Source organism: Prauserella sp. PE36 (genome assembly GCF_003311655.1).
GTDB lineage: Bacteria > Actinomycetota > Actinomycetes > Mycobacteriales > Pseudonocardiaceae > Prauserella_A > Prauserella_A endophytica.
The window spans coordinates 62,324-86,822 of record NZ_QEQT01000100.1 but is presented as its reverse complement, the minus strand read 5'-3'; the positions used below and the strand labels follow the sequence as shown (position 1 = coordinate 86,822).

General features: G+C 70.3%; 25 protein-coding genes and 2 pseudogenes. 16 read left to right on the top strand and 11 right to left on the bottom strand.

All coding sequences use genetic code 11. The annotated features are described in order from the left end of the window. Positions 1–162 precede the first annotated feature (162 nt). Together DI005_RS31405 and DI005_RS31400 are read right to left on the bottom strand one after the other, a co-directional pair. Positions 163–246, bottom strand: a pseudogene (locus DI005_RS31405) ((2Fe-2S)-binding protein); the annotation flags it as partial. Positions 247–344: 98 nt separating this feature from the next. After that, entirely contained in the window at positions 345–1,631 is a 1,287-nt protein-coding gene (locus tag DI005_RS31400; RefSeq protein ID WP_113644522.1) for an adenylosuccinate synthase, read from the bottom strand. Between the two features lie 78 nt (positions 1,632–1,709). Here DI005_RS31400 and DI005_RS31395 point away from each other — a divergent pair, with 78 nt between their 5' ends. Beyond that, the gene (locus tag DI005_RS31395; RefSeq protein ID WP_369973637.1) at positions 1,710–2,360 is read left to right on the top strand and encodes a hypothetical protein; all 651 of its coding nucleotides are present in this window, start codon (positions 1,710–1,712) and stop codon (positions 2,358–2,360) included. 137 nt (positions 2,361–2,497) lie between these two features. Beyond that, positions 2,498–3,073 (top strand): HNH endonuclease family protein, encoded by a 576-nt coding sequence (locus DI005_RS31390; protein WP_113644604.1) that lies wholly within the window; start codon positions 2,498–2,500, stop codon positions 3,071–3,073. A gap of 87 nt (positions 3,074–3,160) precedes the next feature. On the opposite strand, the gene DI005_RS31385 is transcribed toward DI005_RS31390, so the two are convergent. Beyond that, positions 3,161–3,577, bottom strand: coding sequence for a DUF3151 domain-containing protein (locus DI005_RS31385; protein ID WP_112265486.1), 417 nt, complete (start codon positions 3,575–3,577; stop codon positions 3,161–3,163). 226 nt (positions 3,578–3,803) lie between these two features. Here DI005_RS31385 and DI005_RS31380 point away from each other — a divergent pair, with 226 nt between their 5' ends. Then, positions 3,804–4,970 carry a hypothetical protein gene (locus DI005_RS31380; RefSeq protein ID WP_233520385.1) on the top strand — a complete coding sequence of 389 codons (1,167 nt, stop codon included), beginning with the start codon at positions 3,804–3,806 and terminating at the stop codon, positions 4,968–4,970. Here the strand turns inward: DI005_RS31380 and fbaA are convergent. Both fbaA and DI005_RS31370 read right to left on the bottom strand, forming a co-directional pair. Continuing rightward, complete coding sequence (gene fbaA, locus DI005_RS31375; RefSeq protein WP_113644521.1) at positions 4,950–5,978, bottom strand: class II fructose-bisphosphate aldolase; 1,029 nt, start codon at positions 5,976–5,978, stop codon at positions 4,950–4,952. The genes DI005_RS31380 and fbaA overlap by 21 nt on opposite strands. A gap of 179 nt (positions 5,979–6,157) precedes the next feature. Further along, the gene (locus DI005_RS31370) at positions 6,158–6,988 is read right to left on the bottom strand and encodes an LLM class F420-dependent oxidoreductase (RefSeq protein WP_113644520.1); all 831 of its coding nucleotides are present in this window, start codon (positions 6,986–6,988) and stop codon (positions 6,158–6,160) included. Positions 6,989–7,103: 115 nt separating this feature from the next. On the opposite strand from DI005_RS31370, the gene DI005_RS31365 reads away from it, so the two are divergent. The 4 genes from DI005_RS31365 (at position 7,104) to DI005_RS31350 (ending at position 11,370) form a co-directional block, all read left to right on the top strand. Continuing rightward, positions 7,104–7,994 carry an SDR family oxidoreductase gene (locus DI005_RS31365; protein WP_113644519.1) on the top strand — a complete coding sequence of 297 codons (891 nt, stop codon included), beginning with the start codon at positions 7,104–7,106 and terminating at the stop codon, positions 7,992–7,994. A gap of 13 nt (positions 7,995–8,007) precedes the next feature. Continuing rightward, positions 8,008–8,472, top strand: a complete 465-nt coding sequence (locus DI005_RS31360) for a pyridoxamine 5'-phosphate oxidase family protein (protein WP_112265494.1) — start codon at positions 8,008–8,010, stop codon at positions 8,470–8,472. 70 nt (positions 8,473–8,542) lie between these two features. Continuing rightward, positions 8,543–10,171, top strand: a complete 1,629-nt coding sequence (locus DI005_RS31355) for a sigma-54-dependent Fis family transcriptional regulator (RefSeq protein WP_113644518.1) — start codon at positions 8,543–8,545, stop codon at positions 10,169–10,171. Between the two features lie 86 nt (positions 10,172–10,257). After that, a complete protein-coding gene (locus tag DI005_RS31350; protein WP_112265498.1) occupies positions 10,258–11,370 on the top strand; it encodes an NDMA-dependent alcohol dehydrogenase in 1,113 nt (370 codons plus the stop codon). Between the two features lie 66 nt (positions 11,371–11,436). Here DI005_RS31350 and DI005_RS31345 read toward each other — a convergent pair whose 3' ends face one another. After that, positions 11,437–11,718, bottom strand: a complete 282-nt coding sequence (locus DI005_RS31345) for a YciI family protein (protein WP_113644517.1) — start codon at positions 11,716–11,718, stop codon at positions 11,437–11,439. Between the two features lie 167 nt (positions 11,719–11,885). Between DI005_RS31345 and DI005_RS31340 the strand changes: the two genes are divergently transcribed. From DI005_RS31340 to DI005_RS31320, 5 genes are all read left to right on the top strand, one after another. Beyond that, entirely contained in the window at positions 11,886–12,506 is a 621-nt protein-coding gene (locus tag DI005_RS31340; protein ID WP_112265502.1) for an RNA polymerase sigma factor, read from the top strand. 87 nt (positions 12,507–12,593) lie between these two features. After that, a complete protein-coding gene (gene nagA, locus DI005_RS31335; protein ID WP_113644602.1) occupies positions 12,594–13,730 on the top strand; it encodes an N-acetylglucosamine-6-phosphate deacetylase in 1,137 nt (378 codons plus the stop codon). Between the two features lie 10 nt (positions 13,731–13,740). Next, positions 13,741–14,496, top strand: a complete 756-nt coding sequence (locus tag DI005_RS31330; RefSeq protein ID WP_113644516.1) for a MerR family transcriptional regulator — start codon at positions 13,741–13,743, stop codon at positions 14,494–14,496. Beyond that, on the top strand, positions 14,493–14,816 hold the full coding sequence (locus DI005_RS31325; protein ID WP_112265506.1) for a hypothetical protein: 324 nt from the start codon (positions 14,493–14,495) through the stop codon (positions 14,814–14,816). The genes DI005_RS31330 and DI005_RS31325 overlap by 4 nt, the downstream gene beginning before the upstream one ends. A 55-nt stretch (positions 14,817–14,871) precedes the next feature. Continuing rightward, positions 14,872–15,531: a DedA family protein gene (locus DI005_RS31320; RefSeq protein WP_112265508.1), complete on the top strand. Its 660-nt coding sequence runs from the start codon at positions 14,872–14,874 to the stop codon at positions 15,529–15,531. A 3-nt stretch (positions 15,532–15,534) separates the two neighbouring features. Here DI005_RS31320 and DI005_RS31315 read toward each other — a convergent pair whose 3' ends face one another. Together DI005_RS31315 and DI005_RS31310 are read right to left on the bottom strand one after the other, a co-directional pair. Further along, positions 15,535–16,917, bottom strand: coding sequence for an FAD-binding oxidoreductase (locus DI005_RS31315; protein WP_113644515.1), 1,383 nt, complete (start codon positions 16,915–16,917; stop codon positions 15,535–15,537). Positions 16,918–16,927: 10 nt separating this feature from the next. Next, positions 16,928–17,353, bottom strand: coding sequence for a PPOX class F420-dependent oxidoreductase (locus tag DI005_RS31310; protein WP_113644514.1), 426 nt, complete (start codon positions 17,351–17,353; stop codon positions 16,928–16,930). A gap of 178 nt (positions 17,354–17,531) precedes the next feature. Here DI005_RS31310 and DI005_RS31305 point away from each other — a divergent pair, with 178 nt between their 5' ends. The 4 genes and pseudogenes from DI005_RS31305 (at position 17,532) to DI005_RS31290 (ending at position 22,224) form a co-directional block, all read left to right on the top strand. Then, entirely contained in the window at positions 17,532–18,047 is a 516-nt protein-coding gene (locus DI005_RS31305) for a MarR family winged helix-turn-helix transcriptional regulator (RefSeq protein WP_113644513.1), read from the top strand. After that, positions 18,044–20,647 (top strand): MFS transporter, encoded by a 2,604-nt coding sequence (locus DI005_RS31300; RefSeq protein WP_113644512.1) that lies wholly within the window; start codon positions 18,044–18,046, stop codon positions 20,645–20,647. Before DI005_RS31305 ends, DI005_RS31300 begins: the two co-directional genes overlap by 4 nt. Further along, a pseudogene (locus DI005_RS31295) lies at positions 20,647–21,468 on the top strand (YceI family protein). The gene DI005_RS31300 and the pseudogene DI005_RS31295 overlap by 1 nt, the downstream one beginning before the upstream one ends. Before the next feature lie 84 nt (positions 21,469–21,552). Next, the gene (locus DI005_RS31290; protein WP_199543378.1) at positions 21,553–22,224 is read left to right on the top strand and encodes a DedA family protein; all 672 of its coding nucleotides are present in this window, start codon (positions 21,553–21,555) and stop codon (positions 22,222–22,224) included. 4 nt (positions 22,225–22,228) lie between these two features. Here DI005_RS31290 and DI005_RS31285 read toward each other — a convergent pair whose 3' ends face one another. The 3 genes from DI005_RS31285 to DI005_RS31275 form a co-directional block, all read right to left on the bottom strand. Next, entirely contained in the window at positions 22,229–22,639 is a 411-nt protein-coding gene (locus DI005_RS31285) for a VOC family protein (protein WP_112265520.1), read from the bottom strand. A 373-nt stretch (positions 22,640–23,012) separates the two neighbouring features. Next, a complete protein-coding gene (locus DI005_RS31280; RefSeq protein ID WP_112265522.1) occupies positions 23,013–23,648 on the bottom strand; it encodes a nucleoside/nucleotide kinase family protein in 636 nt (211 codons plus the stop codon). Then, on the bottom strand, positions 23,645–24,490 hold the full coding sequence (locus DI005_RS31275) for a PfkB family carbohydrate kinase (protein WP_113644511.1): 846 nt from the start codon (positions 24,488–24,490) through the stop codon (positions 23,645–23,647). Before DI005_RS31275 ends, DI005_RS31280 begins: the two co-directional genes overlap by 4 nt. Positions 24,491–24,499 lie beyond the last annotated feature (9 nt).

Sequence of the window (24,499 nt, the reverse complement as noted above, 5' to 3'; positions counted from 1 at the left end):
GCGTACCTCCAGGTAGTACGAGCGGTGATCAACCCCCCAGCCGGCCGTTCGTTGTGCCGCAACGGTTCCTTCCCCGCGCAGGCGGACGAACTCGGTTGGGGGCGCCCGCCGTTCCTGCGTGCGTCTCCTCCGCCCCGCTCACCCGCGTGTAGTCGAACGTCCTCATCGGACCGCCGCCTTCGACACCGCGGCCACGATCCGCGGGTACGCCGCACAGCGGCAGAGCTTGCCGCTCATCCAATTCCGGGTCTCGGCACAGCCCTTCTTCGTCCGCCGTCAGCGCGAGGCGGTCACGCAGCGCGTCGACCAGCTCGCTCCAGGTCAACAAGGCCTTCCGGACGAACCTAGACGAACTCGTGGCGCACGATCGTCTGCTCCCGCCCTGGACCGACGCCGATCGCGGAGATGCGGGCGCCGACGAGCTCCTCGATGCGCTCGACGTACGCGCGCGCGTTCGGGGGCAGCTCCTCGAACGAGCGGCAGTGGCTGATGTCCTCCCACCAGCCCGGCAGCTCCTCGTAGATCGGCACCGCGTGGTGCACGTCGGTCTGGGTCATCGGCATGTCCTCGGTGCGGAAGCCGTCGACCTCGTAGGCCACGCACACCGGCACCCTCTCCAGGCCGGAGAGCACGTCGAGCTTGGTGAGGAAGTAGTCGGTGATGCCGTTGACGCGCACGGCGTAGCGGCCGATCACGGCGTCGAACCAGCCGGTGCGCCGCGAGCGGCCCGTGGTGACACCGAACTCGCCGCCCGCCTTTCGCAGGTTCTCGCCGGCCTCGTCGTGCAGCTCGGTGGGGAACGGGCCGGAGCCCACACGCGTGGTGTATGCCTTCAGGATGCCGAGCACGGTGGTGATGCGACCGGGCCCGATGCCGGAGCCCGCGCTCGCGCCACCCGAGGTCGGGTTGGACGACGTCACGAACGGGTACGTGCCGTGGTCGACGTCGAGCAGCGTGCCCTGCGAGCCCTCAAGCAGCACCGTCTCGCCGCGCTCGAGCGCCTTGTTGAGCTGGAGGCGGGCGTCGGCGATGCGGTGGGCGAACTTCTCGCCCTGGGACAGCACCAGGTCGGTGACCTCGCCCGCGTCGAGCGCCTTGCGGTTGTAGACCTTGACCAGCACCTGGTTCTTGAACTCCAGCGCGGCCTCGACCTTCTGCCGCAGGATCTTCTCGTCGAGCAGGTCCTGCACGCGCACGCCGACGCGCGCGACCTTGTCCTGGTAGCAGGGCCCGATGCCGCGGCCGGTGGTGCCGATCTTCTTGGCGCCGAGGTAGCGCTCGGTGACCTTATCGATCGCCACGTGGTACGGCATGATCAAGTGCGCGTCGGCGGAGATCAGCAGGCGCTCGGTGTCGACGCCGCGCTCCTCAAGACCGGCGAGCTCGTCGAGCAGCACGCCGGGGTCCACGACCACGCCGTTGCCGATCACGTTGGTGACGCCCGGCGTGAGGATGCCGGACGGGATCAGGTGGAGCGCGAAGTCCTGCCCGTCGGGCAGCACGACGGTGTGGCCCGCGTTGTTGCCGCCCTGGTAGCGGACCACCCACTGAACCCGGTCACCGAGTAGGTCGGTGGCCTTGCCCTTGCCTTCGTCGCCCCATTGGGCACCGATGAGCACGATGGCCGGCATGTGACACTCCTGGTATTCGAGGGCAGGACAAGATGGCGCTGGAAATGCCGGTGCATGAGCCTAACCGAGGAGTTTCACGTGCGGGGACTGGTGCTGGTTTGCGGGCGAGCCGGGGAGTGGTTCACCGCGCCGGAGGGGGTCAGGACCGAGGCGCTTCCGGCGCGGCCCGGCAAGGCGGAGGTGGACCCGCTGCTGGCCTCCGAGCTGGTGGTCGTCGGCTCGGACGCCGACCTCGCGGCGGTGGTCCTTCGCTTGCTGCGCAAGGAAAAGCTCGACACCACCACGGTCGGCTACGTGCCCGCCGACGCCGACTCCGCGGTGGCCGCGCAGTGGGGGCTGCCCACCGATCGAAGGCGTGCGCTCGACGTCGCGCTGACCGGATTCGACCGGCCGGTGCCGCTGATCCGCGACGACGCGGGCGGCGTGTTGCTCGGCAAAGGTGTCGTACGTAACCCTCGCGGGGTCGCGTACTGCGACGACACGGTCGCCCTTCGCGGCGAGGCCGGCTCGATCGTCGTGCGCCCGGACCTCGATGGGCCCGGTCTGGTGGCCACGGTCACGCGCGGCAGACTGATCAAGCGCCGGCAGCGGTTCCCCGGGCGGGCGTTCCAGCTCGGCGGCGCGCCCTCGGTGCCGGTGTCGGACGGCGTGCCCTACCCGAGGCCGATGGAGCGGTGGACCTGGTACCGGCATACCCACGACTTACGTCTGGTCATTGTCGCGCGTTAACGCCAAAGTGTTGATCCGGTCACCTCACTGGGTCACAGTCGGAAAGTCTCCAACTACTCAGTGAGGTGGCGAAGGTGTCCGTTCCCCGCACTCTCCGTCGTGGCCTGATCGCGGTGGGTTCCGCCCTCGCGCTGACGATGCCCCTGAGCGGTGTCGCAGTCGCCGAGCCGCCCGGCATCCCCGACGAGGCGACCGCCCGAGCACAGCTCGGCGAGCTGACCGTCGCGGCCGACGGCCCGATGGACGGCTACGACCGCGACCTGTTCCCGCACTGGAGCGACCAGGGCGACTCCTGCAACACGCGTGAGGCCGTGCTCGAGCGCGACGGCACCGGCGTCGAAACCGGCTCCGACTGCTACCCGACGTCAGGCACCTGGGAAAGCCCCTACGACGGGGCGACCTGGAGCGAGCCGTCGGACGTCGACATCGACCACGTGGTGCCCCTCGCCGCGGCGTGGCGCAGCGGCGCCGCCGACTGGACGACGGACCAGCGCGAGCAGTTCGCCAACGACCTCTCGGCGCCGCAGCTGATCGCAGTCACCGACAACGTCAACCAGGAGAAGGGCGACCAGTCCCCGGACGAGTGGAAGCCGCCGTCGCAGGACTACTGGTGCACCTACGCGAGCATGTGGATCACCGTGAAGCACAAGTGGGAGCTGACGGTGGACGATGCGGAGAAGGCGGCCCTCACGGAAATGCTCGACGCCTGCTGACCCTTGCCCCATCTGCAGTGAAGGCCACCATGCCTGCGTTCAACGCAGTGAAGGTGGCCTTCACTGCAGGTGGGTGCACCAGAGGGGTCACTCCGCGAGGCCGGTGGCTTTCGCGGCGGCCGGGTCGGAATCGGCGAGGAACTTCTTGCAGCGGTCGTGCTCGTCGGTCTCGCCGATGCGGCCCGCGGCCTTGGCGAGCACCGCCAGCGCGCGCAGGAAGCCCTGGTTCGGGCGATGGTCCCACGGCACCGGGCCGAAGCCCTTCCAGCCGGCGCGGCGGAGCTGGTCGAGACCACGATGGTAGCCCGTGCGCGCGTAGGCGTACGCGGCGACGATCTCGCCTTCGGCCAGCGCATTCTCGCCCAGCGCGGCCCACGCCTCGCTGAAGTCGGGGTGCTCCGCGGCGACCTCCGCCGGGTCCGTTCCCGCGTCCAGCGCCGCCTGCGCGTCGGGACGCTCCGGGAGCTTCGTGGCGGGCGGTTCGAGGAGGTTGCCGTGTGTCATGGGGCCATTCTGCATCACCCCGCCGTCACAGGAAGACGCTCACCACCAGGCCACTGCCGGCCAGCACGAGCGCCGCGATCAGCACCGCGGCCACGAGTCGTTTCGGCATCATGGCCTCTACTCTGCCGCATGCCGCCGCCACCGGATCGTGTTGCCCCCTAAGGGTGACACCTGGTTTTCGGGCGTTGCACTATCAGCGGTGAAGGCCACCCGGCATGATGCACGGGTGACAAACGCGGCGGCTCTGCCCGACCAGCGCGAATCCGGCATCCCACGGAGCCCGATCGCCAAGACCGTGCTGTTCTTCCGGCGGCACTGGCAGCGGGGCGCTCCCGGGACGCCGACCCCCGAATGGGTCGTCCGGTTCTCGTACGGCATGTGGCTAACGGCGTTCGCGTTCAAGGTCATCGGCGCCTCGTGGGACATGTCGTGGCACTTCAAGTGGCTGCGCGACGACCTGGCTCCGCCGCACCTGATCAACACGGTCGGCACGGTGATCATCTGCGTGCTCGTGGTGCTCCACACCTACACCGGGCTGGCCTGCGACCGGCGTTCGCTGAGGCTCATGCAGGCCGGTCTGGTGATGTTCCTGATCGCCGCGCCGCTCGACGTGATCAACCACCGCGTCAGCGGGCTCGACCTCACCGCGTGGAGCGCCACGCACGGCCTGCTATACCTGGGCACCGGCGTGATGCTCGCCGGCGTGATCGCGGGCTGGCTCCGGGTGTCGCCCCCCGGCAGGACCAGGGCCGTGGTGCTCACCGCGCTGTGGGCGTTCTTCCTGGAGAACACGTTCTTCCCCAACGGCCAGCAGGAGTACGGCATCCTCGAGCTGCGCTCCTGGGAGCGCGGCGAGCCGTACGCGGAGCCGACGCTGCTGGAGTTCGCCGCCGACGACATCGGCCGCTCCGTCGACCGCGAGGCCGTGATCCACTTCGCGCTGCCGATCGACGATTGGGTGTACCCGCTGTGGGGCATCGGCGTGATGGCGCTGATCCTCGCCGCCGCCAGGCACACGGTTGGCAGGGCGTGGACGGCGACGACCGTCGCCGGTGCCTACGTCGCGTACCGCGCGATCAGCTGGCCCCTGCTGCTGGCAGGCGGCTTCCCCACCTCGACAGTGCCGTTCTACCTGCTGTTCGTCGGACTGGCCGTGGACCTGGCGTTCCGGGCCGCGAGCGCACGCTTCGCCGTGGGCGCCGTGCTCGTGACGGCGTTCGGCTACGGGGGGCTGTGGCTGCAGTCGCAGCTGCGGCCGTGGCTGCTGGGCGACGCGCTCACGGAATCGGCGCCGCCCAGTGCCTACTGGACGGCGCCGATCGTGCTGGTGGGTGTGGCCGCGATCTGGTTCGCGACGGCCCGGTCGCGAAGGTCAGAGCTTCTTGCCGGCTGACTTGAGGTTCTCGGCGGCCTCGACCACGCGCTTGGCCATCGAGCCCTCGGCGGCCTTGAGGTAGCTGCGGGGGTCGTACGTCTTCTTGTTGCCGACCTCGCCGTCCACCTTCAGCACGCCGTCGTAGTTCTTGAAGAAGTGGTCGGCGATGGGGCGGGAGAAGGCGTACTGGGTGTCGGTGTCGACGTTCATCTTCACGACGCCGTACGACACCGCCTCGTGGATCTCCTCCAGCAGCGAGCCCGAACCACCGTGGAAGACGAGCTCGAACGGCTTGGAGCCCTCGGGCAGGCCGAGCTTCTCCGCCGCGACCTGCTGACCGCGCTTGAGCACGTCGGGACGCAGCCGCACGGCACCGGGCTTGTAGGCGCCGTGCACGTTGCCGAACGTGGCGGCGAGAAGATAGCGGCCCTTCTCGCCGGACCCCAGCGCGTCGACGGTCTTCACGAAGTCGCCCTCGGCGGTGTAGAGCTTCTCGTTGATCTCGTTGGAGACGCCGTCCTCCTCGCCGCCGACGACCCCGATCTCGACCTCGAGGATGATCTTCGCGGCGGCGGCCTTCTCCAGCAGCTCAGCGGCGATGGTGAGGTTCTCGTCGAGATCGATGGCCGAGCCGTCCCACATGTGGGACTGGAAGAGCGGGTTCTCGCCCCGGTTCACGCGCTCCTGCGAGACCTCGATGAGCGGGCGGACGAAGCCGTCCAGCTTGTCCTTGGGGCAGTGGTCGGTGTGCAGCGCGACGTTGATCGGGTACTTCGCGGCGACGACGTGGGCGAACTCGGCGAGCGCGGTGGCTCCGGTGACCATGTCCTTGACGGCCTGGCCGGACGCGAACTCGGCACCACCGGTGGAGAACTGGATGATCCCGTCGCTCTCCGCCTCCGCGAAGCCGCGGATGGCCGCGTTCAACGTCTCCGACGAGGTCACGTTGATGGCCGGGTACGCGAACTCGTTCGCCTTGGCCCGGTCCAGCATCTCGGCATAGACCTCGGGTGTGGCGATGGGCATCGTTGTCCTCCTCGACGGTGTCCTTTTGCCCCGCATCCTACGAGCCCACCCCCACCCGCGCGGCAGACTGCAGTGAAGGCCACCTTCACTGCGTTGGTCGAACACAGTGGCGCGCAGCGTCTCCGTTTGGGTGGTGGTGGGAGACGGGTGGGCGCAGTGAAGGTGGCCTTCACTGCAGATCAGAAGAGGGCTTCGGCGAGGGCTCGGTAGGTCGGGAGCGGGTCGGCGTCGTCGGGAAGGTTGTGGAGGCAGACGTGGTCGGCGCCTGCCTCCAGATGCGCGTTCAGCCCACGCGCGATCGTCCGCGCGTCGCCGTGCAGGCCGAGCGCGTCGATCAGCCGGTCACTGCCGCCGTCGGCGATCTCGGACTCGTCCCAGCCGAGCCTGCGCAGGTTGTTCACGTAGTTGCGCAGGTTGAGGTACGGCATGTTGATCGGCGGGCGGGCGATCTCGCGGGCCAGTGCCGCGTCGGTCTCGAGCACCACCTTGTGTTCGGGCGCCAGCAGCACGTCGGGGCCGAGGAGCTCGCGCGCCTGCCGCGTGTGGTCCGGCGTGGTGAGGTACGGGTGCGCCCCGGCCGTGCGCTCGGCGGAAAGCTCGAGCACCTTCGGGCCGAGCGCGGCCAGTGCGCGGCCCTCCAGCGGGACACCGGCCTCGTCCAGCTCGTCGAGGTAGGAAACGATCTTGTCGTAGGGCTTCTGGTATTCGGCGGTCGCCTCAGGGTGACCGACGCCGACGCCGAGCAGGAAGCGGTCGGGGTGCTTCGCCGTGATCCGGTGGTAGGAGGCGCCCACGGTCTTGGCGTCGGCGGTCCACATGTTGACGATGCCGGTGGCGACGGCGATCGTGCTGGTCGCGTCGAGCAGGCTCTCGGCGAGCGCGAGGTCGGCGGGCGGCGACCCACCGATCCAGATCGCGCCGTAGCCGAGTTTCTCCACCTCGGCCGCCAGCTCGGGAGTGAGCCCCGCGGCGCCGCGCCAGATTCCGTACTTTCCCAGTTTCACAGCCATGCACCCGTTCAACATCGACTCGGGGCGGTTGTGTTCCCCGCACTCTCTACCGACGAGTAGCCTACTCTGAGTAAGTTGAGGTACGGTGCCTTCAGACCCACCCGAGGAGGCACCAATGGCGTTCCTGTCCGGCAGCGTAAAAGGCAGAGTCGTGCTCATCACCGGGGCCGCGCGCGGAATCGGCGCCGGGCTCGCCGAGCGACTCGCCGCCGACGGCGCGAAGGTGGCGCTCGTCGGGCTCGAGGCCGCCGAGCAGCAGAAGGTAGCCGACCGCATCGGACCCGCCGCCAGGTCGTGGGAAGCCGACGTCACGAGCTGGGACGACCTGGAGCAGGCCACCAAGGGGGTCGTGGACCACTTCGGGGGCATCGACATCGTCATCGCCAACGCGGGCATCGCCAGCGCGGGCTTCGTCCGCTCGGTGGACCCGACCGCGTTCGAGAAGGTGATCGAGGTCGACCTGCTCGGTGTGTGGCGCACCTTCCGCGTCACGATGCCGCACGTGCTCGAGCGCAAGGGTTACCTGCTGGCGATCTCGTCGCTCGCCGCCATCACGCACGCGCCCGGCATGGCCAACTACGCGGCCGCGAAGGCCGGGGTCGAGGCGTTCTGCAACAGTCTGCGCGCGGAAGTCGCGCACCTCGGTGTCAAGGTCGGGGTGGCGCACCCGACGTGGATCAAGACCGACCTCGTGGAGAGCGCCGACTCCCACCCCGTGTTCGGCAAGCTGCGGGCGGGCATGCCCGGGCTGATCGGCAAGACCTACCCGCTCGACGTCGCGCTCGACTGCATCGAGGCCGGCGTGAAGCGACGCGCCAGGACCATCCACGTGCCGAGGTGGGTCGGCGGGCTGAAGTTGATCCGCGCGTTCCTGCCGCCGATCATCGAGCTCGGCTCCCGGAGCAGGGTGCCCGCCGCCGACCGGGCGGCGCTGGAGGACATCGCCGCCCGCGGAGCCCGCGAGGCCGCCGTCACCGGACACGGGGGCAGGGCGGCGACGAAGTAGGAGGCGAGAGCTGATGTCCCGGCGCGAGCAGATCAGGATGACCACGGACGAGGTGGTCGCGTACCTCGCCGCGCAGAAGGTCATCAACGTCGCGACGATGGGCCCGAACGGCAGACCACACCTCGCCCCGCTCTGGTACGTGCCGAGGGGCGAGGCCGTGGCGACCTGGACCTACCGCAAGTCGCAGAAGGTCGCCAACCTGCAGCGGCTGCCGCAGGCGACGGTGCTCGTCGAGTCCGGTGACTCCTACGAGAAGCTGCGCGGCGTCTCCATGGAATGCGACGTGGAGCTGATCGAGGACACCGACGCGGTGGCTGCGATCGGCACGGAGCTGCTGCTGCGCTACAGCGGCGAGCCCACGGCCACCGAGGAGCTGAAGGCCGGCGTCGCGAAGCAGGCACCCAAGCGGATCGGCCTGCTGCTGACGCCGACCAAGGTCGTCAGCTGGGACCACACGAAGCTCGGCGGGGTGTACTGACTCCTTCGGCCCTGGCTCCCGCGCGCTCCGGCTGCGATGATGGCGTGGATCACTCGATGAGGAGTGCGCTGTGGAGCTACGACTGGAAATCGCTCAGTCGTGGCGGCGGGCCGAGCTCTCCGGGTTGAAGCCGAGCAGTCCCGCCGACCGGCTGGAAGTCCGCGACATCGACACCAGCAGCAGACTGCTGCGGGCGGCCACTCCTGTGCTCGACGAGATCGCCCGGCACCTCGACGACACGCGGTTGTGCGTGGTGCTGGCCGACCGCGACTCCCGCATCGTGGCGAGACGATTCGGCAACCGCTCCGTGGAGCGGGTCCTCGACAGCGTCAGCGCCGTGCCCGGCTGCCAGTTCACGGAGGAGACCAGCGGCACCAACTCGATCGCGACCCCGTACGAGGTGCGCAGGGGCGTCGCGGTGCACGGCGACGAGCACTACCTGGAGGCATTCAAGCAGTTCACCTGCTACGGCCACCCGATCGTCCACCCCGCCACCAGGCGCCTCGAGGGCGTGCTCGACATCACCGGCCTCGTCGAGGACACCAACCCGCTGCTCGGCCCTTTCCTCGCACACGCCGCCGCCGACATCGAGCAGCGCCTGCTCGACGGCTCCAACCAGGCCCAGCAGCGGCTGCTCGCCGCGTTCCAGGCCGCCCAGCACCGCTCGTCGGCCGTGCTCGCGCTCGGCGAGGACGTGGTGCTCGCCAACAGCACGGCCGTGGACCTCGTCGACGCGTGCGACCACGCGCTGCTGCGCGAGGTGAGCCGCACGCGGCGCGGTGTGCGCAGGCTGCGGCTGTCCTCGGGCACCGAGGTCGAGGTGCGGATGGAGGCCGTGTCGGTCAACGCCGGGATGCTGTTCGAACTGGCTCCCTTGCGGCCCGCGTACCCCACTCACGTGCGCAGGCGCGCGCTCGGCGGCGTGCTGCCCGCCGACGCGGAGGAACGGCTCCGGCGCAGCTCGCTCGCGCGTCGCCGGGTGCTCGTGGCGGGCGAGCCGGGCACTGGGCGCACCGCGGCGACCGCCGTGCTGGCCGGCGCGGAGCCACTGGTGCGGCTCGACGCCGCCGACGTGCCCGTGCGGGGCGAAGCAGCGTGGTGCGAACGGCTGGAGGAGCTCGCGGCCGGGCATCCCGGTCTGGTCGCGGTGCGGGACGTGCACCTGCTGCCCGCCGTGCTCGCGGCGCGGCTCGCGCGGCTGCTGGACACCTCGCCCGCGTGGTTCGTGCTCACCAGCGGACCGCTCCCGGACCTGCGGGACGAGCACGCCGCTCTGGCCGCGCGGGTGCACCGGCGCGTCGAGCTGCCCCCACTTCGCGAACGGCGAGCCGACATCCCCGCGCTCGCCCGCACACTGCTGGGCGGGGTCCCCGGCGGCACGTCGCTGCGTCTCACGGCGGGAGCCCTCGAACTGCTCGCCGCGCAGCCGTGGCCGGGTAACCTCCGCGAGCTGGAAACCGTGCTGGAGGAGGCCGCCCAGCTCCGTTCCGCCGGCGACATCACCGCGAGGGACCTCGCGCCCAGCTGCCAGGTGAGCGCCGCATCACCCCAGCTCACGGGCTGGGAGCAGGCCGAGCACGACGCGATCACCAAGGCGCTCGCCGCCGTCGGCGGCAACAAGGTGCACGCGGCGAAACAGCTCGGCATCAGCCGCTCCACCCTCTACAACCGGATGCGGGCGCTGCGCATCAGCGGTTAGGTGTGCAGGATTTGCACACTCGCGGGTCTCCGAGCCGTTCGACAATCACGGCACGACGTAGCAACGGCGCACGTGAGGAGACAGCTGTGAAGACGAAGGCAGCGGTACTGTTCGACGCTGGCAAGCCCTTCGAGATCCTCGAACTCGACCTGGACGGCCCCGGCCCCGGCGAGGTGCTGATCAAGTACACGGCCGCCGGTCTGTGCCACTCCGACCTGCACCTGATCGACGGCGACCTCGCGCCCCGGTTTCCGATCATCGGCGGCCACGAGGGCGCGGGCATCATCGAGGAGGTCGGCCCCGGCGTCACCAAGGTCCAGCCCGGCGACCACGTGGTTTGCAGCTTCATCCCGAACTGCGGCACGTGCCGCTACTGCGCGACGGGCCGCTCGAACCTCTGCGACATGGGCGCGACGATCCTCGACGGGCACATGCCGGACGGGACGTTCCGGTTCCACTCCGGCGGCCAGGACTTCGGCGCGATGTGCATGCTCGGCACGTTCTCCGAGCGGGCGACGATCTCGCAGCACTCGGTGGTGAAGGTCGACGAGTGGCTGCCGCTGGAGACGGCGGTGCTGGTGGGCTGCGGTGTGCCGACCGGATGGGCGACCGCGAACTACTCGGGCGGTGTGCGCGCTGGCGACACCACGGTGATCTACGGCATCGGCGGCATCGGCATCAACGCCGTGCAGGGCGCGGCGCACGCGGGCGCCAAGAACGTCGTGGTGGTGGACCCGGTGGAGTTCAAGCGGGAGAGCGCGCTGAAGCTCGGCGCGACCCACGCGTTCGCGACGGCGGGCGAGGCAGCGGAGAAGATCGCCGAGCTGACCTGGGGCCAGATGGCCGACCAGGCGCTGATCACGGTGGGAACCGTGGACGAGCAGGTGGTGACCGACGCGTTCAACGCCGTCGGCAAGGGCGGCACCGTGGTGATCACCGGGCTGGCGAACCCGGAGAAGCTGACCGTGCACGTCTCGGGCGGCGTGCTGACGCTGTTCGAGAAGACGATCAAGGGCACGCTGTTCGGCTCGGCCAACCCGCAGTACGACATCGTCAAGCTGCTGCGCCTCTACGACGCGGGCAAGCTCAAGCTCGACGAGCTCGTGACGACCAAGTACACGCTGGAGCAGGTCAACGAGGGCTACCAGGACCTGCGTGACGGCAAGAACGTCCGCGGCGTCATCGTCCACGCTCAGTAACCCCCCAACGCTCCCCAAGGCCACCTTTGTTGCGCTCAACGCACCAAAGGTGGCCTTGGGGGAAGTTCACTGGGTCGGGAGCCAGGCGCCGATCACCGGTTTGAACTCGCGGACCTTACGCTGCGCGATCGCGCCTTCCAGGTGGTACGGGTCCTGGTCGATCAGCTTCTGCAGCTCCTCGCGGTTCTCGGCCTGGTACATGGCCACGCCGCCCTTGTCGTCGTCCACCGGGCCGGCGATCGCGACGACCCCCTGCTCGGCGAGCGACACCAGGAAGTCACGGTGCCGCGGCCGGACCTCGGCGAACTTCTCCGGCACGTACTCGATTTCGACCAAGAACCAGGCCACTGCTTCCTCCGGATGATCTAGCGTTGTGCGTAGTTCGCGCACCGTATCGGTACCTGACGGTCATCTGAGAACGCTGGGTAATGCCAGTTCGACCCGATACGCTGAGTGCGCGTCAGTTTCGCGCTCCACGGAGCTGGAGAACGCCGTCGAGGGATGGGCAGGTTTCGATGCAGGGCAGCGCCGAGCCCATGCGCCAGCGCAACGCCGCAGCAGCAGGGAGAAACGTCGAGAGCAGTGTCGAGCAGACGCTCGGGCACCTGCGCACGTTGGACGCTCCCGTGCCCAAAGCCCAGCCCTCGGGCCCGCTGACGCTCGAGGACCTCTACCGCCAGCACCGCATGCGGCTGGTGCGGCTCGCCATCCTGCTCGTCGACGAGCCCGCGACCGCCGAGGACGTGGTGCAGGAGGCCTTCACCGGTCTGCACCGCAACTGGGGCAAGCTCCGCGATGCCGCGGCCGCCGTCGGCTACCTGCGCACGGCCGTGGTGAACGGTTCGCGCAGCGTGCTGCGCCGTCGCAAGACCGCTCGCGAGTACGTGCCCCCGCACGCCGTGAACGCGCGCTCTGCCGAGAGCCTCGCGATGCTGTCGACCGAGCACCAGGCCGTGGTCAGCGCACTCTCGAAGCTCCCGCCCCGCCAGCGGGAGGTGCTGGTGCTGCGCTACTACGGCGGGCTGTCTGAAGCGGAGATCTCCGAGGCGGCGGGCATCTCCAAGGGCACCGTCAAGTCCACGGCGAGCCGGGCACTGGAGGCTCTCCAGCGGGCCATGCACGACGGTAGAAACTGAATAACAAGGTAGCCTCGATATTTCGTGAGTTGCCGACATTCTGGTCTGGACCAATATGATGTGGTCGTGAACGGCTCCGACGATTTCGTGCTCACCGGCGGGCGGCTGGCCTGCCCCGACGGCGTACTCGACGACGGCTGGCTCTCCGTCTCCGGAGGGCGCATCGCCGAGCTGGGCACGGGTGCGCCGCCAGAGGGCAGGCAGGTCGACGTCCGCGGAGCCCTCGTCGTCCCCGGCTTCGTCGACACCCACTGCCACGGCGGGGGCGGCGCGTCGTTCTCCACCACCGACCCCGCCGAGGCGGCCAGGGCCATCGCGGCCCACCGCAGGCACGGCACCACGACCATGCTGGCAAGCCTGGTGTCCGACCCGATCGGCGTGCTCACCGACCAGCTCGCGGCGCTCTCGGAGCTGGTCGAGGACGGCGAGCTGGCCGGGGTGCACCTGGAAGGTCCGTTCATCGCGCAGGCCCGCTGCGGCGCACACGATCCGGCCGCGCTCCGGGAACCCGACACGAGCGCGGTGGACTCGCTGCTCGACGCGAGCAGGGGCCACGTCCGCATGGTCACGCTCGCGCCCGAGCTGACCGGCGGCATCAAGGCCGTGCGCCAGCTCACCGAGTCGGGCGTCATCGCGGCGATCGGGCATACCGACGGCACGGAGGAGCAGGTACGACCTGCCGTCGACGCCGGTGCGACGGTGGCCACCCACCTCTTCAACGGCATGCGGCCGCTGCACCACCGGGAGCCGGGTCCGGTCGGCGTGCTCCTCGACGACGAGCGCGTGACCGTGGAGCTGATCTGCGACCTCGTCCACGTGCACCCCACCGTGCTCCGGCTGGCCGCGCGGCACGCGGGCCAGGACCGGACGGTGCTGGTCACCGACGCGATGTCGGCGACGGACGCAGCAGACGGCACCTACACGCTCGGCAGGCTCGCCGTCGACGTGCGCGACGGCGTCGCGACGCTCGCGGGCAACGGTGCGCTCGCCGGCAGCACACTCACGATGGACGCCGCCTTCCGCAACCTCGTCCACGGCGCGGGTCTGAGCGTCACCGACGCGGTGCGTGCTACCGCGAGTAGACCGGCCGAGCTGCTCGGCATCGCGGATCGCACCGGCCGGCTGTGTCGCGGCCTGCAGGCCGACCTGGTACTTCTCGGTGATGATCTTTGCCCAATGGGGGTATTGCGCCGCGGCGAGTGGGTAACTCGCAGCGACCACTAGACTCTCCTGGGTGGTGGAGTACCGCGTCGACGAACTCGCCCGCGTTGCGGGCACGACGGTCGGAAACGTACGGGTCTACCAGGACCGCGAGCTGCTTCCTCCACCCGAGCGACGAGGCCGCGTCGCGCTCTACTCGGACGCGCACCTGGCCCGGCTGCGGGTGATCCTCGGGCTGCTCAAGCGCGGCTACACGTTCGCGCAGATCCGCGAGATGCTCACCACCTGGCAGTCGGGCCGCGACCTGGAGGACCTGCTGGGCCTCGAACAGGTGCTGGCCTCGCCGTGGAGCGACGAGCCGACGGAGCGCGTGGCGCTGGCCGACCTGCTCGCCGAGTTCCGGGACCACGCCGTCGACGACGAGGCGATCGCGAGGCTGGTGCGACTCGGCGTGTTCACCCACGACGGGCCCGCGCACGTGCTCGTGCGCAGTCCCCGGCTCCTGCACGCGGGCAGGGAACTGCTCGCGGCGGGCGTGCCCCTGCCCACGCTGCTCGAGATCGCCGAGCAGGTGCGGTGGCAGACCGACCAGCTCGCGGCGATGTTCCTGCGGATGGTGGACGAACACGTGGTGCCGGGCCGCGACACGGGCTGGACCCCGAGCACCGACGACCTGCCCGCGCTCACCGAGCAGGCGAGGACCCTGCGACCGCTGGCCCAGTCCACGGTCACGGCGTTTCTCGCCAAGTCGATGAGCCGTGCGCTGAGCGACTGGTTCGCCGAACGCTTCGGACCCCTGTCCCAGCAGCACTACCCTGAACAGCGATGACCGACGACCCCGAGCGCCTGCTGGCCGAGGCACTGCGCGCGCAGGCGCGCAACGCGCCGCCCGCCGGGCCGAGCTCGCCCCGGCGGGAGCCGCCTCCCGTCGTCGAGACCCCCGGCGGGTACGGCCTGCTGTCCGGAGCCGGTGAGGGGTCGCTCGAACGCGAACGGGCCGCACTGGACGCGCTCGCGCAGCCCGACCCCGTCCCCGCCCAGCCGAAAGCACGGCAGCCGGAACCGCTGTCGCTGTACTGGATCTTGCTGCTGACGCTGCTGCTCGGTCTGGCCTCGGGGTGCGTGATCGGCCTGCTGACGCTCTTGTGAAAGCAGGCACTAAGGCTCAGGTGAGCCCACAGGGCGACCCTGTACCTTGTCCAGCGTGAATCTCGCGCAGACGCCGGCCCAGATGTCGATCATGCCCGACTGGCTCAACCCGGAGCACCTGCTCTCGGGCATCGGGCCCGTCGTGGTCGCCGTGCTGTGTCTGATCCTCTTCGCGGAGAGCAGCGTCTTCCCGGTGCTGCCGGGTGACTCACTGCTGTTCACGGCCGGTCTCTTCGTCGCGAACGGCAGCCTCGACGTGCCGCTGTGGCTGGTCTGCGTGCTCGCCACGGTCGCCGCGATCATCGGCAACATCTTGGGCTACGGCATCGGCTGGAAGGTCGGGCCGAAGCTGTTCAACCGGCCGGACTCGCGGTTCTTCAAGCAGGAGTACGTCGACAAGACGCACGCTTTCCTGGAGAAGCACGGCCCCAAGGCGATCGTGCTCGCCCGGTTCGTGCCGTTCGTGCGCACGTTCATCACGTGGCTGGCGGGTATCGGCCGCATGGGCCCGAAGAAGTACTTCACCTACACGGTCCTCGGCGGCATCGTGTGGGCCGCCGGGCTCATCGTGCTCGGCGCGATGCTCGGCAACATCGCCTTCATCCGCGACAACGTCGACGCGATCTTCGTGCTGATCGTGCTGGTGTCGGTGCTGCCGATCGTCTTCGAGTACCTGAAGGCGCGCCGCGAGAAGCGGACGCCGACCGAGAACTGACGCTCACTCCAGCGAGAACATCGACCCTGGGTTGAACAGGCCGTCCGGGTCGAGCGCGCGCTTGAGCCGCTGGTGCACCCGCAGGCCGACGGGACCGATCTCGCGTTCGAGCCAGTCCTGCTTGAACTTGCCGACGCCGTGCTCGCCGGTCACAGTGCCGCCGAGCGCGAGGCCGAGGTCGAGGATCGCGTCGAACGCCTTGCGGGCCCGGTCGAACTCGCCGTCGGCCGCCGCGTCGTAGACCACGGTGGGGTGCATGTTCCCGTCGCCGGCGTGCCCGCAGACGGCGATGCGAAGGCCGACGTCGTCGCTGATCCGCTCGCAGCCCTCGATGAGGTCCGCGATGCGCGTGCGGGGAACGCACACGTCGTCGGTCATGTTCGCCCCCAGCGCGGCCAGCGCGTAGTGCACCGAGCGGCGGGCCTGCATCAGCAGGTTGCCCTCGGCGAGGTCCTCGGTGGCGTGGGTCATCTCCGCGCCTGCGTCGGCGCACACCTGCCGCAGCGCCGCCAGTTCCCTGCGGGCCACCTCGCCGCCCGCGTCGGACTGGCACAGCAGCAGGGCACCGGAGCCGGAGCCCGCGCCGAGGTCGGTGTTGAGGTGGTCCTCGACGGCGGCGATCGTGGCGGCGTCCATGATCTCCATGAGCGAGGGCACGAGCCCCTCACGCACGATGCGGCTCACCGCGGCGCCCGCGTCCCTCGTGGAGGAGAACGCGGCGACGAGCGTGCCCGGCGCCTGCGGCAGCGGCCGCAGGGCCAGGGTGGCCTGAGTGATGACGCCGAGGGTGCCCTCGCTGCCGACGAAAAGCTTGGTGAGGTCGTAGCCCGCGACGCCCTTCACCGTGCGGCGCCCGGTGCGCAGCAGCGAGCCGTCGGCGAGCACGACCTCCAGCCCGAGCACGGAGTCGGTGGTGACGCCGTACTTCACGCAGCACAGCCCGCCCGCGTTGGTGGCAAGGTTGCCGCCGATCGTGCACCAGTCGTAGCTGGAGGGGTCGGGAGGGTAGAACAGGCCGTGCTTGGCGACGGCGTCGCGAAGGTGCAGGTTCACCACGCCGGGCTGGACCACGGCGAGCCGGTTGTCGGCGTCGATCTCCAGGATCTCGTCGAGCTTCGTGGTCACCAGCACCACGCAACCCTCGATCGCGTTGGCGCCGCCGCAGATCCCGCTGCCGGCGCCGCGCGGCACGATCGGGACGCCCGCCTCAGCGCAGGCCCGCACTGTCGCCTGCACCCCGGCCACATCGGAGGGCAGCACCACCGCGAGGGGCACCCCCGCGGGCGCCAGCGGCATCTCGTCCCGGGAGTAGGCGGCGGTCACGTCCGGATCGGTGAGCACGGCCTCGGCACCGAGCTCCTCGCGCAACGTCGACAGCAGTGTCATGCCGTCAAAGCTATCGCGCCATCCCGTACAAGCGGTCCACGCGCAACCGCAGAACGAGACGCTCATCGGCCACCATCGCGGCGCGGTACTCGGCCCAGTCGGGGTGCTCTCCCCTGATCGCACGGTAGAGGTCGATCAGCTCCGCCACGGCGTCGTCGTGCTCGTCCTTCGCCACCGGTGACAGCTCGGCGACGCCCTCCGCGACGGCGTAGGACCAGCCGTCGGCGCTCGACACGTGGTAGCTCGCCCTCGGGTCGCGGCGGAGGTTCCTCGTCTTGGCCCTGCCGTCGGTGATGGAGACCCGCAGGAGGCCGCGTTCCGGGTCGTAGTGGTGGTTGACGTTGGACAGCTGGGGCCTGCCGTCGCGCTTGAGCGTGGCGAGCACGCCGAACGGCCGCTCGGCGAGCAGCGCGCGCAGGGAGTCGTCTCGGGTCATGTCCGCGCAACGCGACCGGGTCGCCGGACATTCCGCTCACACACACGGGTGACGAGCCCGGTGGTCTGGCCCACAGGGCCGGCAATGGAGTTGCACGGAACCCCGGAACGGGGACATCCTTGCTTTAGGCAACTAGTTGCACGACACAAACAAGACATCCGTGACGAAAGACCTGCTCATGGCCCCTGCATCCCAGGACACCGCCCGGCCGACCGCGGCCGAGCTGACCGTCGCCGACGAGCTGGGCGCGCAGCTGGTCAGGTTCATGCGGGCGATGACGCGGGCGAAGTCGCAGGTCGCGAAGCGGGGACCGGACGGCATCGAGCGCGCGGCCTACGCGATCCTGTTCACGCTCGTCCACGACGGACCGCAGCGCACGAGCCGGCTCGCCGAGTCGTTGCACTCCGACATCTCCACGATCAGCAGGCAGAGCAGCTCGCTGGTCCAGCACGGCCTCGTCGAGCGCACCGCCGACCCCGAGGACGGCCGCGCCTGCCTGCTGGCGCCCACCGACGAGGGGCTGCGGGTGTTCGAGGAGAACCGCAGGCTCCGCGGCCACTGGCTCGCCAAGCTGCTCGCCGACTGGCCCGAAGAGGACCGGCACACGCTCACGCGGCTCATCGACCGGCTCAACGCAGCCATCGAGAACTTCGATCCACAGCAGTTCAGCACCACCGAGGGGGACAACGCATGACATCCGCCGCCCAGAAGCCAGCGGCGCCCGAACCGGATCCGGACAGCGGACCCAACCTGAGCCACCGCCAGATCGTCGTCATTCTGATCGGGCTGATGACGGGAATGTTCCTGGCCGCACTGGACCAGACCATCGTCGGCACGTCCATCCGCACGATCGCCGACGATCTGAACGGGCTCAGCCTGCAGGCGTGGATCACCACGGCGTACCTGATCACCGCGACGATCGCGACACCGATCTACGGCAAGCTCTCCGACATCTACGGGCGCAAGCCGTTCTACCTCGCGGCGATCTCGATCTTCGTGCTCGGTTCGGTGGCGGCGACGTTCGCGCAGTCGATGTACCAGCTCGCGGCGTTCCGCGCCGTCCAGGGGCTCGGCGCCGGTGGTCTGATGTCGCTGGCGCTGACGATCCTCGGCGACATCGTGCCGCCCCGGCAGCGCGCCCGCTACCAGGGCTTCTTCCTCGCCGTGTTCGGCACGTCGACGGTGCTCGGCCCGGTACTGGGCGGGTTCCTCGCGGGGCTCGACTCGTTCGCGGGGATCACCGGCTGGCGCTGGGTGTTCCTCGTCAACGTGCCGCTGGGCATCATCGCGCTGTTCGTGGTGGCGAAGGTGCTGAACGTGCCGCACCAGCGGCAGCAGCACCGCATCGACTGGTGGGGCGGCCTCGCGCTGGTGATCTGCCTCGTCCCGCTGCTGCTGATCGCCGAGCAGGGCCGCGAGTGGGGCTGGGGCTCCACCCGCGCCGTGATCTGCTACGGCGTCGGCGCCGTCGGACTCGTGCTCTTCCTCTTCGTCGAGCACGTGATGAAGGACGAGGCGCTGATCCCGCTGCGCCTGTTCCGCAACTCGACGTTCACCGTCGCGATCGCGGGCGGCGTGATCGTCGGTGTCGCGATGTTCGGCTCGATCATGCTGATCCCGCAGTACCTGCAGATCGTGCAGGGCTACTCGCCGACGGAGGCGGGTCTGCTGTCACTGCCGCTGATGCTCGGCGTCATGACGGCCTCGGTCACGTCGGGCCAGCTGACCTCGCGCACCGGCCGGTACAAGATCTTCCCGGTCGTCGGCACCGCCCTGATGACAGTGGGCATGCTGCTGTTCGCCCAGGTCGAGTGGGACAGCCCGATCTGGCAGCCCATGGTCTACATGGCCGTGATCGGTCTCGGACTCGGTGGCTGCATGCAGACCCTGATCATCGCCGTGCAGAACGCGGGCCCTCGCCGCGACATGGGCGTGTCCACGGCCTCGGCGACGTTCTTCCGCCAGATCGGCGGCACGCTGGGTGTCGCGGTGTTCCTGTCGGTTCTGTTCAGCACCCTGAACGACAACATCGCCGACGCCTTCCGCTCGGCGGGCGTCGCACCCTCGGCCATGAACGCGGCGGGCAACGACATCATGACCGACTCGTCGTTCCTGCAGCAGATCCCGATCGAGCAGGCGCGGCCGTTCTTCATCGGCTTCACCGACTCGATCAGCCTGGTGTTCTACATCGGCGCGGGCGTGGCCGCGCTCGCGTTCCTCGTGCTGCTGTTCATGAAGGAGATCCCGCTGGCCGACAGCGCGCCGAAGGCCGCGGTGATGGAGGGCGGCGAGGCGCTGATCGACACCGACAACGCTGCCGCCGCCCCGGAAGCCCAGCGCGAGGCGGCGCTCGCCGACGCGGACGAGGCGCTCGACCGCGAACCCGAGCTGGTCGCGGCGGGCAGGCACTCGCGGGCCGACGAGAACGGGCACGCCGAACTGCGCGGCGCCACGGCGCCGATCACGGCCTCGACGGGCTTCCGCGATGCGGTGGAGACACCGGGGCTGCCCGTCACCGGGCACATCCGCAGGCAGGACGGCTCCTCCGTCGCGGGTGCGGCCCTCACCCTGATCGACCAGCGGGGCAGGCAGGTCGCACGGGGCATCGGCCAGTCCGACGGCGGTTACACGATCGGCGCCCCGGACACGGGCACCTACGTGCTGATCGTGTCGGCGGGCGGCCACCAGCCGCAGGCTTCGAGCGTCGTCGTGGGCGGCACCGGCGCCCCGACGCGCGTGGACATCACGCTGACCGGCTCCGGCGAGGTCACCGGCGTGGTGCGGGCCGCGGGCAGCGGGACGCCGCTGGCGAACGCGACCGTGACGCTCGCCGACTCGCGCGGCGAGGTCACCGCCGCGTGCGGCACGCAGGCCGACGGGACCTACGTGTTCACGGGCGTCACCTCGGGCACCTACACGCTCGTCGCGAGCGGGGAACGGCTGCGGCCCGCCGCCGTGACGCTGACCGTGCCCGACAGCGGCGTGCTGCACCACGACATCGAGCTCGCCGGCTCGGTGCTGCTGAGCGGCACGGCGCTCGCCGAGGACGACCGGCCGGTGCGCGACGCGCGGATCACCGTGCTCGACGCCGACGGCAATGTGGCCGCGGTGGCCAGGACCGACGAGTCCGGTCGCTACGTGGTGAGCGACCTGCCCGAGGGCGACTACACCGTGGTCGCGAGCGGGTACCCGCCCGCGACGAGCCAGGTGACCGTCGCGGGTGGGGAAGCCGAGCACGACGTGCGCCTCGGCTACGACCAGGTGATCGACGACCTGGCGGGGAACGACCGCTGATGGCGGGGCTCTCGGGACTCGTCCGCACCGCCGAGGGCTGGGCGGTGGAACACGCCGTGCTGACCGTGACCGACCTCGGCGGGCGGCAGGCCGCGAGGGCCACGGTGGGCGCGCAGGGTGCGGTGGTCACCGAACCGCTCGCCCCCGGCGTCTACACCGCCGTGGTGACGGCGCCAGGATACCTGCCCGTCGCCCGCACCGCCCAGGTCGCGAGTGACGGCTCCGGCTCGATCGGCGACGTCACCCTCGCCCCGGAGGAGGGCGCGATCGAGCTGCCACCGCCGGGGCCCTGGGTGATCGACCCCGTGCACTCCTCGGTGGTGGTGACGGCCCGGCACCTCGGGATCGCGAGCATCAAGGCACGCTTTCCCGACCTCTCGGGCCGGATCGTGGTGGAGCGGCCCGTCGAGCGCTCGTCGGTGCGCGCCCGCATCGAAGCGGCGTCGATCGACACCGGCATCAAGATGCGCGACGACCACCTGCGCTCGGCCGACTTCCTCGACGTGGCCACGTACCCGGCCATCGAATTCGCGGGCACCGGCCTGGCGCAGAAGGGCGCCGACACCTGGCTGTTGCGCGGTGAGCTGGTGCTGCACGGGCAGCGCCGCGAGATCGAACTGGACCTGCGCTACGGCGGGTACGGGCCCGATCCGTGAGGTGGCGTACGCGCTGCATTCCACGCCGAGACGCAGCTGCGCCGCGACGACTTCGCGATCAACTACAACGCGATGGTGCGGGCCGGCGTGGCCGCGATCGGCACCACCGTCAAGGTGGAGCTCGACATCCAGGCGCTCCAGGGAGAGCGGCTTCCGGAGTTCTGAGCCACGCCGCTCGTGACCGGGTGGAAACCGGAACGACACCGTTCGGGTTAGGTCCACACCGGGAAGCCACGTACGCTGCCGGGCGTGGGTATCGTGCACGCCGAAGCCGCCGGCGTCGGGCTGGACTGGCTCGCGACGGCCGGTCCGCTCCTCGTCTGGGTCATCGTGCTCAGCTTCGTGTTCATCGAATGCGCGCTGATCGTCGGGCTGTTCCTGCCCGGCGACTCGCTCCTCTTCGGGGCCGGGGTGGTGCTGGCGCAGCACAGCGCGGAAGGCCACGCGTGGGCGCTGTCCGGGGTGGCCCTGGTCGTCGCCGTGGTCGGCAACCAGGTCGGCTACTACATCGGCAGGCAGACGGGCACGAAGTTCATCGCGCGGCGCGGCGGCAAGGTGCTCAACCAGGCCAACCTCGAACGAGCGCGTGCCTTTCTCAACCGCAGGGGCTTCCTGGCGATCGTGGCGGCCCGCTGGATCCCGTGGGTGCGCACGCTCGCCCCGCTGATCGCGGGTGCGGCGCGCATGGATCCCCGGCGCTTCATGCTGGCGACCACCGCCGGCGCGGTGCTGTGGGTGCCGACGCTGGTGCTGATCGGCTACTACGGCGCCGGGCTGCTCGACGTGGTGCCGTGGCTCAAGACGGCGCTGGTGTGGGGCAGCGTGGCGTTCTTCGTGATCGGCACGGCCTACGGCATGTACCGCTACCGCCAGGAGATGCGCCGCCCGGTGGAGACCGAGACGGAGGCGGCGAGCGCCTGAGCCGTCACTCCGGCTCCGCCCACACCTCGAGCTGGATGCCGTCGGGGTCGCGGAACACCACGACCAGGGAGCCGGGCACGGTGCGCGAGGGCGTCGCGGGAGTGTGGGTGACGCCGTACTCGGCGAGCCGCTCCTCCCACCGCTGCAGCTCGGCGAACGAGCCGACCTTGAACGCGACGTGGTCGAGCCCGGTGTGCCGCTCGTCGAAGGGCGGCCGCTCGACGTGGGCGTGCTGGACGAGCATCACGGAGAAGCCGTCACCGGGCGCGCGCAGCAGCACCTTCCGCAACCCCTTCTCGGGGTCGTCGCGGCGCGAGATCTCCTCGAACTCCAGCACCCGCTCGTACCACGGCACGCTGCGGTCGACGTCGGTGACCGTGAGAGCCAGATGGTGCACACTCGCGAGCTTGGTCATTTCTCACAGTCGTCCTTCCACCCCCGCACGAGGATTCTCGCCGGGCGGCCGCTCTCCCCGCTCGCCGGGTGGCTGGAATGGGATGTCGCCGTGACCCCTCCGTACCCGGCGTGGCCGGGATTCCTCAACAGCCCTGTGGATAACCCGTGGTTGTCCACAGCCAACCTGTGGACAGATTGGCTCGGCCGTCCGCAGTGAAGGCCACCATGCCTGCGCCCAACGCAGTGAAGGCCACCATGCCTGCGCCCACCCGTCTCCCTCCACCACCCAAACGGAGGCGCTGACGCGCCGCTGTGTTCGTTCAACGCAGTGAAGGTGGCCTTCACTGCGTCAGGGTCAGGGTCGGGGTCAGGGCCGGGGTCGGGGCGCGGGGTCAGACCGCGAAGTGGGGTAGCTCCATGTCGCGCACCACGAGGTCGGCACGCACCGCACTCGGGGCGATCAGGTCCGCGTTGCGCTGGTCGGAGCCGAGCGCGCGCTGGCGAGCCTCCACAAGGGACCGTCCGTACTTGCGGTGCCGCGTCACCAGCCGCTCGATGCGCTCGTCCTCGTCCGGCTGCAGGTACCACACGTCGTCGATCAGCGACCGCAGATCCGCCCACGGCTCCGTGTCGAGCAGCAGGTAGTTGCCCTCCGTGATCACCAGCCGCACGGACGGCGGCACCGGCACCGCGCACGCGATCGGCTCCTCGATCTCGCGGCGGAATTCCGGCGCGTAGACCAGCTCCTCGCCCCGCGCGAGCCTGCGGATCAGATGCACGTAGCCGTACGCGTCGAACGTGTCCGGGGCGCCCTTGCGGTCGGTGCGGCCGAGCCGGTTGAGCTCCACCTGCGCGAGGTGGAAGCCGTCCAGGCCCACCACGGTCGCGCGGTCGCCGAGCGCGTTGGCCAGCCGCCACGCGAGGGTCGTCTTGCCGGAGGCGGGGGCTCCCGCTATGCCCAGCACCGTGCGCCCGTCCCTCGCGGCGAGCGTCTGCGCCCTGTCCAGCAACTCCTCGAACGACGTCATCTCTCTCCCATCCTCGCCCTCACCGGGCCAAGCCAGCTTCTCGGTCCACTGTGGCGCACCCGCTCGGCCGCCACCTCGTTGGCGAACCCGATCAGTTCCGGGATCGGCAGCTCCCCGGCCCTTGCCACGAGCGCACCGTGCCATACGTCGCCCGCCCCGAGCGTGTCCTTCGCCTCGACCGACGGCACCGCCACCTCGCCCGACTCGCCGCCGCTTCGCCAGCGCACCGGGTCGGGACCCGCCGTGGTGATCACCGTCGGCACGTCGGCCAGCGCGCCATCCGGCGCGCGGAAGTCCGCCGAGCAGGCGACCACGTCGGCCAGCGGGAAGACGTCCGCGAACACGGGTTTCCAGCTGCCTGCGTCCACCACCACGGGCACGCCCTCCTCCCTGGCCCACCGAGCGGCGGCCAGGGCGAGCGCGGGGTGGTGGCCGTCCACCAGCACGGCGTCGGTCGAGGAGGTCGTGGGCAGTGGAACAGCGGCCAGCTCCTCGGGCAGCGCCGCCGCGTTGTGCGAGACCACGGTGCGCTCGCCGTCACGCTCCCGCACGGCCACCGCGCTCACGGCGGGCGGGTCCGGGTGCGTGGGCAGCGCGTCGAGCACGTCGACCCCGCACGCGGCGAGGTCGGTTCGGGCGAGTTCCGCGAGCGGATGGGCGCCGAGGACGGTCAGCAGCGTGGGCCGTCCGCCGAGTGCCGCGACCGTAACGGCGGCGTTGGTGGCGGGCCCGCCCGCCGCGGTCTCCGCCGAGCGCGACTGGACCTTGTGTCCCGGCTCCGGCAGCTCGTCGACGCGCTGGACGACGTCGACCGTGCACAGGCCCGCGAGGAGCACCCTCACGCTCGCCAC

Excerpts from the sequence above, each read along its gene's own strand:
- DI005_RS31400 (WP_113644522.1), bottom strand. The coding sequence starts at position 1,631 with ATGCCGGCCATCGTGCTCATCGGTGCCCAATGGGGCGACGAAGGCAAG.
- DI005_RS31390 (WP_113644604.1), top strand. The coding sequence starts at position 2,498 with ATGCCCCTGAGCGGTGTCGCAGTCGCCGAGCCGCCCGGCATCCCCGAC.
- DI005_RS31385 (WP_112265486.1), bottom strand. The coding sequence starts at position 3,577 with ATGACACACGGCAACCTCCTCGAACCGCCCGCCACGAAGCTCCCGGAG.
- fbaA (WP_113644521.1), bottom strand. The coding sequence starts at position 5,978 with ATGCCCATCGCCACACCCGAGGTCTATGCCGAGATGCTGGACCGGGCC.
- DI005_RS31370 (WP_113644520.1), bottom strand. The coding sequence starts at position 6,988 with ATGGCTGTGAAACTGGGAAAGTACGGAATCTGGCGCGGCGCCGCGGGG.
- DI005_RS31365 (WP_113644519.1), top strand. The coding sequence starts at position 7,104 with ATGGCGTTCCTGTCCGGCAGCGTAAAAGGCAGAGTCGTGCTCATCACC.
- DI005_RS31360 (WP_112265494.1), top strand. The coding sequence starts at position 8,008 with ATGTCCCGGCGCGAGCAGATCAGGATGACCACGGACGAGGTGGTCGCG.
- DI005_RS31340 (WP_112265502.1), top strand. The coding sequence starts at position 11,886 with ATGCAGGGCAGCGCCGAGCCCATGCGCCAGCGCAACGCCGCAGCAGCA.
- DI005_RS31325 (WP_112265506.1), top strand. The coding sequence starts at position 14,493 with ATGACCGACGACCCCGAGCGCCTGCTGGCCGAGGCACTGCGCGCGCAG.
- DI005_RS31315 (WP_113644515.1), bottom strand. The coding sequence starts at position 16,917 with ATGACACTGCTGTCGACGTTGCGCGAGGAGCTCGGTGCCGAGGCCGTG.
- DI005_RS31310 (WP_113644514.1), bottom strand. The coding sequence starts at position 17,353 with ATGACCCGAGACGACTCCCTGCGCGCGCTGCTCGCCGAGCGGCCGTTC.
- DI005_RS31305 (WP_113644513.1), top strand. The coding sequence starts at position 17,532 with ATGGCCCCTGCATCCCAGGACACCGCCCGGCCGACCGCGGCCGAGCTG.
- DI005_RS31300 (WP_113644512.1), top strand. The coding sequence starts at position 18,044 with ATGACATCCGCCGCCCAGAAGCCAGCGGCGCCCGAACCGGATCCGGAC.
- DI005_RS31285 (WP_112265520.1), bottom strand. The coding sequence starts at position 22,639 with ATGACCAAGCTCGCGAGTGTGCACCATCTGGCTCTCACGGTCACCGAC.
- DI005_RS31280 (WP_112265522.1), bottom strand. The coding sequence starts at position 23,648 with ATGACGTCGTTCGAGGAGTTGCTGGACAGGGCGCAGACGCTCGCCGCG.